This window comes from Parabacteroides caeci (assembly GCF_023656795.1).
Lineage (GTDB): Bacteria > Bacteroidota > Bacteroidia > Bacteroidales > Tannerellaceae > Parabacteroides > Parabacteroides segnis.
Genome location: NZ_JAMOKT010000040.1, coordinates 55,727 through 69,199, shown reverse-complemented (window position 1 = coordinate 69,199; position 13,473 = coordinate 55,727). Strand labels below are relative to the sequence as shown.

Genomic DNA, 13,473 nt, shown 5'->3' with positions numbered 1-13,473 from the left:
ATACATATATCCCGACAAAAACTGCGGGATAAGATAAATGAGTTAGAAGAATTGTTAAAAACATAGATTCTGATTCTAAAAAATGGAGTGTGTAAGAGGCTGTTTAAAATCTTTTACACACACACTGAATCACAATTGAATGGTTCTTAATCGGTGGTTTCAAAAAATTGTACTTCTTTGCCGATTATACACCCTCAAAAATCGGGTCGAATTTATTGACCACAACGGCATGTTTTCCGAGTTCACGATGTCCACCTATACGAAAATCCAGGACACACCGTATAGCGATCCGGAATTTGGGAAGCTGAACGGGCTGTAAATATATAATACCGGGGGGAAAGAAAAGAAAGCCCCCGGCTCGTTAGTAAAGACGCCAATCACATACTAACAATAAAAATGCGAGACACCGCACGACCGGGGGCTGTAAGCCTTCAGTCGCGATGTCTCGTTTTTTATTATGTGATTGGCAACACAAAAATACTTCAAAATTAGGAAATATGACAATCTTTGATGTCTTAAATTTATATCAAACTCCATTTGAATGGATGTTGAACTCAGGTATCCATATAGAAGATGTATCATACGTGGGTCTGTATAAAGAATATATCCGGATGAAAAAGGAAGGTTACAAAATGACTTACATTGTCGTTTACCTGGCCGAGAAATACCGGATCAGCGAACGCAAGGTATATACCTTGCTCAAGCGGCTCGCAGGTGTGTGATAGCCGCTTGAGCATTGAATGTAAGCAAGGTGTTTACCCTCCGTTTTGACCTCAATGTTTAAGAAACACTGTAAAGCCGGTGCAGCATAGATTATAGTTTTTTCATAGCGAACAAGGAGAAAAGAAGGACTTTTGCAATCCTTCTTAAAAGTAAAAGCAAATGAGGAAACAATATTTGTCTGCCCCGCTTCCGTTTGTGGGGCAAAAGAGAATGTTCGCAAAAGAGTTTATCAAAGTATTGGAGCGTTATCCGGACAATGCTCTATTTGTCGATCTGTTTGGTGGTTCCGGCCTGCTGTCACATATAACCAAGTGTCGAAAGCCGGATTCCACTGTTATCTATAACGATTACGACAACTATTGCCGCAGATTGGATAACATCCCACATACCAACGCACTGCTTGCGCAAATCCGTCCGTTGGCGGCATTGGTACCCCGGCAAAAAGCTTTGCCTAAAGAAACAAAAGAAACGATCCTGCGTCTGATTGAGCAAGAAGAACGTATATACGGATATGTGGATTACATCACGCTCTCATCTTCTTTGCTCTTTTCCATGAAGTATGCGACCAACTTGGAAGAACTACGGAAAGAAACTTTCTATAACACCGTTCGAAAATGTGATTACAACCCATGCCTCGACTATCTGGATGGATTGGAGATCGTTTCATGCGATTACAAGAAACTATTCAACAAGTATAAGGATATGCCTAATGTCGTGTTCCTGATAGATCCTCCGTATCTGTCTACCGAAGTAGGCACCTATACGATGAACTGGGGACTATCCGATTACTTGGACGTATTACAAACGCTTGTAGGTACAAACTACATCTATTTCACCTCAAACAAGTCATCCATCATCGAACTTTGTGACTGGATAGGCAAAAAACAACGCCCTCGGAAACCCGTTTATCGGCAGTGAAAAAGTCGAATTTAACGCCCACATGAACTATTCCGCCCACTACACGGACATCATGTTGTACAAAAAAACAGATGAATCACTCCATAGAGAAGCAGTCTAACAACTATGTAAAGATACAAGTTTTTGCTGAATTATCAATGGATTTTCAATCTTATTTTAGAAGAAAGTCAAAAGAAAAAGCGCCGTTCAAATGCCTTTTGAAAGCTGTTTGAATGGTGCTTATATTTTGGTTGAACAACCCGAACGAAAAGGTTACTATTGGAACTTTTGAATCACTTTTCGTTTTTGCTCCAAAATACGCGTTTCGTTTTTCACGACCAGCACATTTCGTTTTGCGGGATTTATTTTCTTCCAGATCATCTAATCTGTAACTAAATTTTAACGAGTCTTCATATACTACAGGTATCTCAGCCAAGATATTATTATTATCATCACTAATAATACATTGAGAGACTAAAAAAGGATTCGTCAATTTCCAAGTCAATAAAGCGGCATTTTTACCCGAATATCCCTTCAAATCTTTTGGTGCTGATCTATATACAATATCCCCGTCTTCAATAAACTCATCATAAGTACCTTGGGAATCCGTACAAGAACAATAAACCAACTGGATTAATACCAGTATTGCTAAAAAAATCTTATTGCTATTCATATCTTCATTTTTTATTTATCATCTTGCATCCCCGAAAATGTGCATTTCTCCAGGAACACCTAAACCATTACCTTCCCAAGATTCTGTTCCTTCTATTCTAAGATATCTCACTGCTGGAGCATCTAATGGAATCATAAATTCATGTCCTTTATTATGAGCTATATCAAAGTCTTCGTCTGATTGATATTGCCTACCAATACCAATAGGAAGTCCCGATGGTTTCATAATTTCACATTCCATCAGCAAAATCCAGCCAGACATATCCAATGTTGGATCATTTGATCCATATATCCGGCATTTTCTCATATTAGAGCCTGCATAGTAATGCGCATAATCATAACTGGCCCAAGAATACTGCCAAAGAACGATTCTGCTTAAACGAGCTTTTACACCCATATCAAATGAAGCATACCAAGGGACTTTTGTTCCACCAAAAATATTATTTTCATAATCCTCATCCCACAATTTAACCAAATTACCATAATCAGTTACATTATTCGTATATTCTACTCCTAAAGCCTTAAAGTTTTTACGGTCTAACCGTTCTTCATACAACGGGGTTAGTTTTGTATTTATTTCATCAGAATAATTTCCCCACTTGTCTCTCACTTTTATTTTAAATTCCGACTCTATCGATTCCAGTCCTCGTGATGTATAATTACCATCCTTTACTGATGTATAATAAGTATCAATAATTTTATACTCATCAGAATCAGACTCCTTTTGACTAATAATTATAGCCAAAGGTGATTCCGTTTCATTATCCCATGTAAGATTCAATCCTCCAAAGTCCGGAGATATATTGATTGTTTCTTTTACAGAAATGACAGGTGGTGTTTGAGGTAGAAATTTCACAACAACAGCTTCCGATTCATTACCAGATCGATCTACGCAGGTCACAAACAATTCATATTCTTTGACCTCTGCAAAACCCTCAACTTTCAGACTTCTATCCAAACATGAAGCATTAACGGTCTGTAACGTTCCATTATCAAGTTTATAAACAACCTTAACATAAAGCAAATCAGGATCGTTCGGCAAATCATATTTTATAAATGCCCCTCCCGGAATACTTTCTATAACAACATTTGTAACTTTACCAGGAGCTTCCGTGTCTTTATCAATGGGGGACATTGTAACGTCATTACACGAAACCAAGATACGACAAAGTACACACAATAATATATATTTTCTCATACTATAATAATTAAAATATTATACAATCACCATCCTTTAGTTTGAACTAAATTAGGATTCTTTGTAAGTAAAGACTGAGATATCGGCCATAAATAGTCCTTTGCAGTAAAAGATTGCATATAAATGAACGTTTCTTTATAATAATCCTCCGCAGATTCCTGTTTATAATTCCATCCTGAAATAGGGGTTTCATAATATTCACCACATAATAACCAACGGCGTAAATCCCAAAAACGTTGTCCTTCAAATGCAAGTTCAATCAAGCGTTCTCTTTGGATAATTTCTCGCATGCCATCTTTATTCTGGTATTTGGAAGACATTTTTGAATATTTGGACCAACAATCCTGAACTGTCCCCAGCCCAGCTCTTTCTCTTACTAAATTCACATATTTATAAACATCCCCAGTAGGGCCTTCTACTTCATTTAAAGTTTCCGCATATAAAAGGTATAAATCAGATAATCTCAATATAGGCCACGGGTAAGCTATAGCGACATAACTAGTCTTGGTATTCTGATACGACTCCAAGTTCACCATTTTTTTTGCCCAATATCCAGTTACATTCACACGCTCGCTACCTCCTGTATTTCCTGTCTGATTTTTCAAACCTTGTAACACGAAAGGATTCTCTACCGTTCGTCCAGATCCATACCAAACACCACGATCAAAACCTAATGAAGCATAAAACCGAGGTTCTCTCTCAAAATTCAATTCTGCAGTAGTTCCTTTTATTACATCACCTTCTTCAAGTGTTGCGGCTCTCAGTTTTTCTAAGTCCTTATTTTCCCAAGTAATATCTTCTTCTATGGGAACTCCATTAATTGTGTAAAATTGTTTTGCTATTTTCAATGGGACATTTAATGCTTGATGTATATGTCCCCCTACTTGATAGAGATCCGGATTCAAGTAAGCTTGAACATATTTTTGAATTGCTCCCGGACTTTTCACTGATCCCCAAATTAAATCGTCACTCCACTCTTTATTAGTAACTCCTCCACGTATTGTATACTCCATTCTTTGCATATCCGTCAATTGCAATCCCCCGCTATACTCATACAATTTCAAACCAGCCTCATGACAGATTTCAATAGCTTTCTGACACGCGTCTTTTGCCACAACCCATTTTTGAGGATCATAATCACTAAATAACAACGTTCCATCCCGATTCATAAAATCAGCATAATAAGAATTACCATTAAACAAGGGAGATGCAGATGTTACTAAAACCTTAGCCTTAAGCGTGGCTACTATAGGTTGCGTCATACGTCCCAGTTCTTCCTGCCTATTAGCGATTTTCAGTGGTAAATCATTCAAAGCCTCATCAAGTAACTGAACAACATAGTCTACGCACTTTTCCCATGGTTCTCTCTCAAACTTTACTGCTTCCGGATCTGCCGAAATATCTAAACTCTCTTTAATTATAGGAATTGGCCCATACATTCTCATTAAATAAAAATGGCAATATGCTTTTATCACTTTGGCTTCGGCCGTCCAACGTTTTATATCCATATCTCTTAGGCCAGGTACAGCTTTTACATTTTCTATAAATGTATTACATTTTCTTATTGTTTGCCACAAACCACCTTCATACATATTCACATAGGGACTATTGGTATTCTGGTTTCCACGAGCAATCATCCATGGATAATATAAAGTACTCTCTTCCGTATAACCAATCATGGCCTCCCATGACCAATATTCGTCTCCTGATAAAATAGCCGGATTGGAATAAGTGTCCGACTCTGTCGGCAAACCCGCATAGCAAGTCAGCAAGTAACGTTCTGTTGTGATTTCATTTGCAAAAGCATTATCAATTGTTGCTATATTATCCGGAACTACATCCAAGTAATCACAACTATATAGCATCAATAAAAGCGACAATAAAAATCCTATTTTGTTCATATTCATTCATTTAAAAATTCATTTGTACACCAATATTAAATGTACGCTGCACTGGATATCCTAATCCATTGCCAGCCATCTCCGGATCCCACAATTTAAATTTACTAAATGTGAGCAAATTTGTTCCACTTAAATACAATCGCAAAGAAGTTAAGTACGCTTTTTTAATAAAATCCGGAAAAGTATACCCGACCTCTAATTGTTTTAAACGCAAAAATGACCCATCCCTCATAAACCAAGTACTCGTTTGGTTATTATTTTCAACAATATAGTTGGAAAGACGAGGCCAAAGAGCATAGATGTTTTGATTTTTTTCCGACCAATGATTATTTGCGTATACAGACAAAAGAGCATTATTACTTATGACATTACCGTCACCATCTGTATCTACAAAAGGCGCAGTGGCCTGTTGGTCAATCCAGAATGAAGATCTGCCAGATCCTTGAAAGAAACAAGACAAATCAAAGTGTTTGTAACTGGCGGATAATCCAAAACCATAAATAATCTCTGGGGAAGTCGGATGCCCAATGGGGACTTTATCATTCTCATTAATAATACCATCTCGATTTACATCCCTATATTTAATATCTCCTGCCCCATATTCTCCAAATTGTGTCGGAGAATTATTAACATCTTCTTCATCCACAAATAACCTTTCGGCTATGTATCCCCAGTTTTGAGATAGAGATTTCCCGACTCTAGACCTCCAAGGAGCATCTGAATAAACAGGCTCTTCGTATACTTCAAATTGACTCGTAGCATAAGTAAAATTAGCCCGCCCTGTCAACACCAAGCCATTCTGAAAATATTTATTATAATCTAACGATGCATCAAATCCAGCCCCCCGAGCTTCACCTACATTAGCTCTTACGGAAGCCTCCAATCCCATTTCCGGAGTAATGGCTGAACGATTCATCAGAATGTTTTTACGATATTCCGTAAAATAATCAATCTGGAATGTGAAATCATTAAATAAAGTAGCCTCTAATCCGACATCCAATTTCCGTGCTATTTCCCATGTTATATTGGGGTTTGCATATCTATTGACAGAAACCATTGGTCTCGCTGCTGGTGAATTAAAATTAACACCAAACCCAGGAGAATTACCGCTGTTCATATTCACTTCACTCAAATAGAAGAAACGATCCGATGCATCACCTATCGCATCATTACCAACGAGCCCATAAGTTACTTTAAACTTCATTTGAGAAATATACTTACTCAAAGGAGAAAAAAAACTTTCATTGGAAATCATCCAACCGAGTCCGGCAGAAGGGAAAAAACCAAACCGGTGATTCTTGGAAAAACGCTCCGATCCGTTATATCCAAAATTACCTTCAATAAAGTAACGGTTGTCATATCCATAAGTCAACCTACCAGCCAACCCCATATTCCTATAAGGCAACGACTTCTGCAAAGATCCGGAGTTAGCATTCAATGAATTCTTCATTGTATAAACGAACAAACCACCTACTTGATGTTTTTTGTTAAACTCCCTATCATATTGAAGAACCGCCTCCATATACAATGTAGAATTAATTTTCTTATCTCCCTCGTTATAATTCAACCATTCGGTTGCTGATGTTTCATTGATATTAGACAATGTATAGATATCATTCTTTTTATCATATTTGTCTATTACATAATAATAGGGGTTGTAATAACGAGATACATCAAAATAAGAATGACGAGTAGTATTAACCATTACTCTGGCATTCAGACCCTTCGTTATAAAATCAAAATTTTGCTTTAATTCAACTTGGGCTGATAATAATGTCTGGGAATATTCTTTGTAACCTTTTACCAAATCAGCATATGGATTTATATAGTTCCCTGTTCCTGCATTTCCAAATAAAATATGATTTGTATAAATATTATTGGCATCTTTTTCGTAATAGGCCGGAAATTTCACTGGATTAGCTTTTACAACCCTACTAAACATATCAGAACCACCGGATAATGGCCCTGAATAATCATCAAAAGTTCCACTCATGCGAGTTATCAATTCGGTCGTTTTAGTCAAATTCATATTAACATTAGAACGTACTGATATCTTATTCAAAGAGATATTCGAATTAAAATTATTCCGCTTATCTACATTCAAAATACCGTTATCGTGGTTATAGGTCATTGCCACATAATAACGCGCGACACGACCGCCACCGCTCAAATTCATATTAAAACGTTGATTGGACGTTACATCTTTGAACAGCATTTTATACCAATCCACCGCGGGATAAACAAAATCATTAGTCCCTGCAATTGTATTATCTATTTTTTCTTGAGAATAAGGAAGGGAAGCCAAAGGATCTCGTGTCGATACCGCTTCATTGTGTTTAACCATGTAAGTAATGGGATCCGCTAGTTCTATATTTTTTATTGGAGACGAAAAAGAGTTCTCAAAACGGGCCGCTATTTTCAACTTTCCCTCTACCCCTTCTTTGGTCGTAACAAGAATAACTCCATTGGCTCCACGCGCTCCATATAAAGCAGATGATGTTGCATCCTTCATTATTGAAAAGCTTTCAATATCATCAGGCTGTAAACGCGCCAAATCATCTGCCGACAATTCTACTCCATCTATAAGGATCAACGGATCTGCTTTATATCCAAATGTTGTAACACCTCGAATAAAGAAATTTGCATTATCCTGTCCGGGCTCTCCACTCCTCTGATAGGATATTAATCCGGCAACACGACCTGCTAATGCTGTTGTCAAATTGCTACTAGGTACTTTCAACTCTTTGGGCTTAACCGTTGCAATTGAGCTGATCACGCTTTCTTTCTTTTGTTTTGAAAACGCGACTATCGTCACCTCGTCTACCGACAAACCTTCTTCTTTCAACAAAATAACCCTAAAATCATTCAAATTCCGGCCATCGAAAGGCATTACCTTCTTCTCATAACCGATATATGAGATTTCTATGGATTTTGCATTTGCCGGTACTTCCAATTGATAATTACCATCAATGTCCGTAGTCGTACCACTTCCCGTACCGGTCACCAAAACAGCAGCACCTATAATCGGTTCATTGGTATTGTTGTCCAAAACAACTCCTTTCAAAGTATGTTTTTTCTGAGAAACTTCAGGCGGCATCTCCTCTTGTGCAATCCGCCTTTCCTTTTCCAACGTGTTTACGTCAACCGCAAATGCCGACGATGTGTTGGTCAAAAAACAAAAGAATAATAAACTTAAACAAATTCGTTTTTTCATTGCATTTTAATGATTAATAGATTTAAAATCAAAATCCAAACATTATAAATTTTACACTCCATCGATTCCCTAATACTAACTCCGCACATTCCTTACCATTGACTCCCCATCGGAGTTACCGGCAGGGAAAGTACGGAGTAAGTACAGGCAACCGTCCTACTCTATCTCCGGACGGTCGCCTTCTTCATTTTTCTTTTCTCCCACATACACCGGCACGGATACCGAACGGGGAGATTTCAGAAACACACCTTTGTTTTTCGTATATTGCGTAGTAACCGTCAATTCATACTCGCCATCGCTCAATTCTGTAGGAACAAGAAATATCAGTTCCGAAGGATTATTTGTAGCAAACATATCTTCTGTCACTTTGACAACCGTATCATCAGCCTTGTTACGGAAAGAAATACCCACGGAAGGATCGTCACCCACCACCTTGATGTATGCGCCACGGACAACCAGGTTACGTCCCGGCGACATCCTGCCATCGGTCAAGCTCGTTTTCCGGTCTTCCGTTTCCAAGATATACATGACATCGTTCTTTTCACCCTGAATGACAATTTCGGTCTTGGCAATCTCTTCACGCAAAACCTTGTCTTGTGAAAATGCGACATAAATACTGTTCTTTTCCGGATTCCAACGCCCCTTTTCAATAAGTCCCAAGAAGCGGGGAACTGCATAAAACAAACCGGTATTCACATAATATCCGTTCATTAAAAAACGGGCAACGATCCGTTCATAAAGAGTTACGACATGAGTCAAAGTTTCCGGACGCAAGCCGGTATCTTCTTCCCTCATTTCTTTGTAAATGTCCTCCAACCCCACATGTCCGGCAGGATCAAGTATCAGAATCTTGTCATTCGGATCCTTGGTGACGCTGTTTGGTGCGATCCATCCTTTTAATTTGTTTTGCATAATAGATGATTTAATTGATTAATATTTTTATATAATAACCTTATGTTACACAGGTACCTGTGTAACATAAGAATGATCATTCTTATGCCGTATAAAAAACAAGACTTTACAATTTCGACAAAACCACAATTTTAAGTGCCTAAAGCTTCTCTATTGTCCCTTTCAATCTCGACTGCTCACCTCTGAATCCCATCACATGACTTTCAATGGAGGCTGCGATACTACTGGTTAACAAAGACTCATCACCCTTATCGACTGCCCATAATAAATCCCGGATCAGACGAAGGTCACCTCCGCCATGCCCGTCGTTGATATCGGTTCCCCACTTTTCTTGCTTTCCGGTCAAAAAGTCAGTCACAGTAAATGTTTGCATATCACCCACTACATCACCTTTGGTACCCATAATCCGTGTCCGTCGCCCACCGTAAGAGGTCAGAGCTTCCATAGAAAAAGCGGCAGTCACGCCATCCTCAAACTTCATATTCATAATGAAATGATCAGGCTGGTCATTATCCGAATGAAAGACACAACGACCGTAATCGGAAGTCCGCAAGTAAGACAATATCTGTTCGTCGCGCTGCTGTTTATCACCGCTCAGGTCGAATACGTACAACCACGTGTGCTTTTCATAATAAATCCGTTTAGCAGAAAAGGCACATTCACGTTCTATCGGGCAATCCAAACAACGCTTTGCCGCCTTCTGCGGAGCCTTGGATGCTTTAAAATAAGAGAGGTCACCGAAAGCAGTCACTTCTTTACACGGTTTCCCTACAATCCATCGTAAAATATCCAAGTCATGGCACGATTTGGAAATGACGGCAGGAGTACTCTTTTTAGAATTATTCCAATTACCCCGCACATACGAATGAGAGAAGTGGATACGTTCGATCGGTTCCAGGTGCTGGATGCTTACCAACTCTCCGATTTTTCCTGAATCGACAGTTTCTTTGAGTGCTTTAAAATAGGGTGCATATCTCAGTACATGGCAGATTGCCACGATACGATTATACTTTTGTGATTGTTTCAAAATGTCAGTACATTCCTTTTCCGTTTGAGCAGCCGGTTTTTCCAATAATACATGATATCCCATCTCCAGCGCTTTCATACAAGGAGCATAATGCAAGCGGTCCGGAGTAGTTATGAAGACAATATCCGCAAATTTCGGCTTCTTAAAGACTTCACTCCAATCTCCCAGGCGACATGATTCTTTCACAGAAAAGCGATCGGACATTCGTTTCCTGCGAAACTCGTTGATATCGGAGACACCTACGATCTTAAGTGAATTCGGGAATTTTTCTGCGTATTGGGCATAAACATTTCCTCGCCCGCCGGCACCAATAATAATAGCGGTCAATGGTTTATTTAATTTGGCATCCAAATCGTCCGCAACGGCCGGCATGTCTGTTATCGAACTGGCTTGTGCGGCATTCAATAATTCTGTCTGTCCGAAGATAGCCGTCGAAGAAGCTATCAAACCGGTACTTTTTAAAAAATCTCTTCGTTTCATGGTATAACTAGATTTAACATTTGCAAATGTAGAGTTACTAAGCGACTTGCAGGTTCAAAAAAATATTATAGCACTATTTTGAATGTTTTTGATTAAAAGATAATAATACTTGCACATTCTTTATATATTTGCCGTTACTACAAACCTAATAAAATCTATAAATACAGATGAGAAACAGAGAAATCAGCCGACTCATTTTACATATGGAAAGACATGCTATCGACGTTTTCGATGAATTCGGCAGATACAATTATGTAAATACACAAACCATACTTCCCACCCATACCCATCCGAATATGATCGAAATCTGTTATTTGGCGAAAGGAAGCCAGGAATACTTTGTTGACGACAATATTTTCAGATTATACGGTGGAGATGTATTTATTGCTTTTCCTGACGAAATACATGGTACAGGTGAGGTTCCGGAAGAAAAAGGGGTTTTATACTGGATGGTTCTGAAAAGGCCTCAAGAGGGTAAAGAATACCTGGGATTAAACTATTCGGATGCTTGTGAACTTTTTTCCAGACTACTGCAATTGCCCAAACGACTCTTTAAGGGGGGAGCCGAATGCGAACGTTTGCTTCTAAAAATCATATCTATCTACTTCCGTAGCAAAGAGCCGCTAACCAAAATGGAGTTGAACAATTTACTCGTGTCCCTTTTACTTCATATCATACATGCCGGTGAAAAAATATCCGGCAGGACATACAGTGACCGCATAACCAAGATTGTCCGTTATATAGATGAGAACCTTTTTGAAGTATTTGACTTAGAAACCCTTGCCGACAAATGCAATCTTTCCGTATCCAGATTCAAACATTCGTTTAAAGAAGAGACCGGTATACCACCATCTGAATATATAATCCGCAGGAAAATGGAAAAAGCACAAGAAATGATGAAAGAAGGCAAGTTCTCTATCAAAGATATCGCCTATGATCTGGGATTTTCTTCACCGGCCTATTTCTCCACCGTGTTCAAACAATACAACGGTTATTCTCCCACTTCATACAAAAAGAAAAGTACCTCTCAATAAATATTATTTCAAAATAGTGCTATAATACCGAATTTAAACGCAAACCTATTTAACGGAGTTATCTTTGTAAAAAATAATTCCATGAAAACGCATATCTTATACTTTTGGATAGCCACCTTGGGCGGAATGCTTTTCGGCTACGATACAGCGGTAATAAATGGGGCCATGCCCTTTTTTACATCCTATTTCAATCTTTCGGATGCAATGGTCGGCTGGTCAGTCAGTTCCGGTCTTGTCGGTTGTATCTTAGGAGCTTCATTTGCCAGTTGGCCGGCAGACAGGCTCGGACGACGGGATAGCATGAAAATAGCTGCTTTATTATTCCTGGTATCCGCCCTGGGAACTGGATTTGCCTATAACTTTACGATGTTTATCATTGCCCGGATATTAGGAGGTATTGCCGTAGGAGCAGTTTCTGTCATCATGCCGATTTACCTTTCTGAGATTACCCCTGCTAAACATCGGGGAAGCTCGACCATCAATTTCCAACTGGGAGTCGTGGTCGGCATATTGGCCGCTTTCTTTGTTGATTACCTGCTAATCGATACAGGCGAATACAATTGGCGATATATGTTTCTGTCAATGGCTCTTCCGTCTCTCTTTTTCTTTACATTCTTACTGCAAGCCAAACGTAGTCCACGATGGCTTATTCAACGAGGATACATATCGGAAGCAAATATAGCTCTACAGGAATATAATTCGCAGGAAAACAGTATAAAGTTGGTCCGGGAGATACAAGCATCACTCCATAAACAAGACAATAAGCAAGATTGTCCTCCACTATTCAAAAAACCCTATCTGCGATTCATGCTAATAGGCATTGCAGTCGGTATTTTCAGTCAATTATCGGGAATTGCAATCGTCATGTATTATGCGACAGACATATTCAGGGCGGCAGGATTCTCTACCAACGCAGCCATAGGGCAAACTGTTATTATCGGGATAACCAACCTTGCTTTCACTTTATTGGCAAAGTCATTGATCGATAAAGTCGGAAGAAGAAAGTTGCTTCTTTTCGGTACAGCAGGAATGTCCGTAACGTTGGCTGTATTGGCTGCCTCTTATTTCAGTACTGGTTTTCCGGCATGGGTTTTATTGATGGCGTTAGTCTCCTTCGTAGCTCTCTTTGCTTCTTCTATGGGAGCGGTTTCATGGGTTTTGTTAGGAGAAATATTCCCCAACAATATCCGTTCACAGGGTATGTCCATCGGCTCATTATCCAACTGGATAGTAAACGGAAGTATTTCCTTCTTGTTTCCCATCGCAACCGGGGCACTTCCAAATGGCGGAGGATATTGTTTCGCTTTTTTTGCGATCACGACACTTACAGGATACTTTTTCTTTAAGAAATACTTGTTTGAAACGACCAATAAATCATTAGAAGAAATAGAATTAGAAAATTCATAAATACAATT

Annotated in this window: 9 protein-coding genes and 1 pseudogene; 4 read left to right on the top strand and 6 right to left on the bottom strand. The window is 38.9% G+C overall.

The genetic code is table 11. The features are described 5' to 3' along the window. The first annotated feature begins 497 nt into the window (after positions 1-497). Positions 498-722 (top strand): hypothetical protein, encoded by a 225-nt coding sequence (locus tag NBH15_RS18685; RefSeq protein WP_250823291.1) that lies wholly within the window; start codon positions 498-500, stop codon positions 720-722. 160 nt (positions 723-882) lie between these two features. Next, positions 883-1,741 (top strand): annotated as a pseudogene (locus NBH15_RS18680) (DNA adenine methylase). A 51-nt stretch (positions 1,742-1,792) separates the two neighbouring features. On the opposite strand, the gene NBH15_RS18675 reads toward NBH15_RS18680, so the two are convergent. The 6 genes from NBH15_RS18675 to NBH15_RS18650 form a co-directional block, all read right to left on the bottom strand. After that, the gene (locus NBH15_RS18675) at positions 1,793-2,293 is read right to left on the bottom strand and encodes a DUF4998 domain-containing protein (RefSeq protein ID WP_250823290.1); all 501 of its coding nucleotides are present in this window, start codon (positions 2,291-2,293) and stop codon (positions 1,793-1,795) included. A gap of 18 nt (positions 2,294-2,311) precedes the next feature. Continuing rightward, on the bottom strand, positions 2,312-3,490 hold the full coding sequence (locus NBH15_RS18670) for a DUF5126 domain-containing protein (RefSeq protein ID WP_250823289.1): 1,179 nt from the start codon (positions 3,488-3,490) through the stop codon (positions 2,312-2,314). Between the two features lie 26 nt (positions 3,491-3,516). Continuing rightward, entirely contained in the window at positions 3,517-5,391 is a 1,875-nt protein-coding gene (locus NBH15_RS18665) for a RagB/SusD family nutrient uptake outer membrane protein (protein WP_250823288.1), read from the bottom strand. 10 nt (positions 5,392-5,401) lie between these two features. Next, positions 5,402-8,605, bottom strand: a complete 3,204-nt coding sequence (locus tag NBH15_RS18660; protein WP_443146948.1) for a SusC/RagA family TonB-linked outer membrane protein — start codon at positions 8,603-8,605, stop codon at positions 5,402-5,404. Between the two features lie 156 nt (positions 8,606-8,761). Further along, the gene (locus NBH15_RS18655; RefSeq protein ID WP_250823287.1) at positions 8,762-9,517 is read right to left on the bottom strand and encodes a DNA-binding domain-containing protein; all 756 of its coding nucleotides are present in this window, start codon (positions 9,515-9,517) and stop codon (positions 8,762-8,764) included. A 139-nt stretch (positions 9,518-9,656) separates the two neighbouring features. Next, positions 9,657-11,024: a Gfo/Idh/MocA family protein gene (locus NBH15_RS18650; protein ID WP_250823286.1), complete on the bottom strand. Its 1,368-nt coding sequence runs from the start codon at positions 11,022-11,024 to the stop codon at positions 9,657-9,659. A 167-nt stretch (positions 11,025-11,191) separates the two neighbouring features. On the opposite strand from NBH15_RS18650, the gene NBH15_RS18645 reads away from it, so the two are divergent. Then, a complete protein-coding gene (locus NBH15_RS18645; protein WP_250823285.1) occupies positions 11,192-12,058 on the top strand; it encodes an AraC family transcriptional regulator in 867 nt (288 codons plus the stop codon). An 81-nt stretch (positions 12,059-12,139) separates the two neighbouring features. Next, positions 12,140-13,465, top strand: coding sequence for a sugar porter family MFS transporter (locus NBH15_RS18640; RefSeq protein ID WP_250823284.1), 1,326 nt, complete (start codon positions 12,140-12,142; stop codon positions 13,463-13,465). The last annotated feature ends 8 nt before the right edge of the window (positions 13,466-13,473 follow it).

What these genes read in the sequence shown, in the direction of transcription:
- NBH15_RS18685 (WP_250823291.1), top strand. Translation starts at nt 498, where the DNA reads ATGACAATCTTTGATGTCTTAAATTTATATCAAACTCCATTTGAATGG.
- NBH15_RS18675 (WP_250823290.1), bottom strand. Translation starts at nt 2,293, where the DNA reads ATGAATAGCAATAAGATTTTTTTAGCAATACTGGTATTAATCCAGTTG.
- NBH15_RS18670 (WP_250823289.1), bottom strand. Translation starts at nt 3,490, where the DNA reads ATGAGAAAATATATATTATTGTGTGTACTTTGTCGTATCTTGGTTTCG.
- NBH15_RS18665 (WP_250823288.1), bottom strand. Translation starts at nt 5,391, where the DNA reads ATGAACAAAATAGGATTTTTATTGTCGCTTTTATTGATGCTATATAGT.
- NBH15_RS18660 (WP_443146948.1), bottom strand. Translation starts at nt 8,605, where the DNA reads ATGAAAAAACGAATTTGTTTAAGTTTATTATTCTTTTGTTTTTTGACC.
- NBH15_RS18655 (WP_250823287.1), bottom strand. Translation starts at nt 9,517, where the DNA reads ATGCAAAACAAATTAAAAGGATGGATCGCACCAAACAGCGTCACCAAG.
- NBH15_RS18650 (WP_250823286.1), bottom strand. Translation starts at nt 11,024, where the DNA reads ATGAAACGAAGAGATTTTTTAAAAAGTACCGGTTTGATAGCTTCTTCG.
- NBH15_RS18645 (WP_250823285.1), top strand. Translation starts at nt 11,192, where the DNA reads ATGAGAAACAGAGAAATCAGCCGACTCATTTTACATATGGAAAGACAT.
- NBH15_RS18640 (WP_250823284.1), top strand. Translation starts at nt 12,140, where the DNA reads ATGAAAACGCATATCTTATACTTTTGGATAGCCACCTTGGGCGGAATG.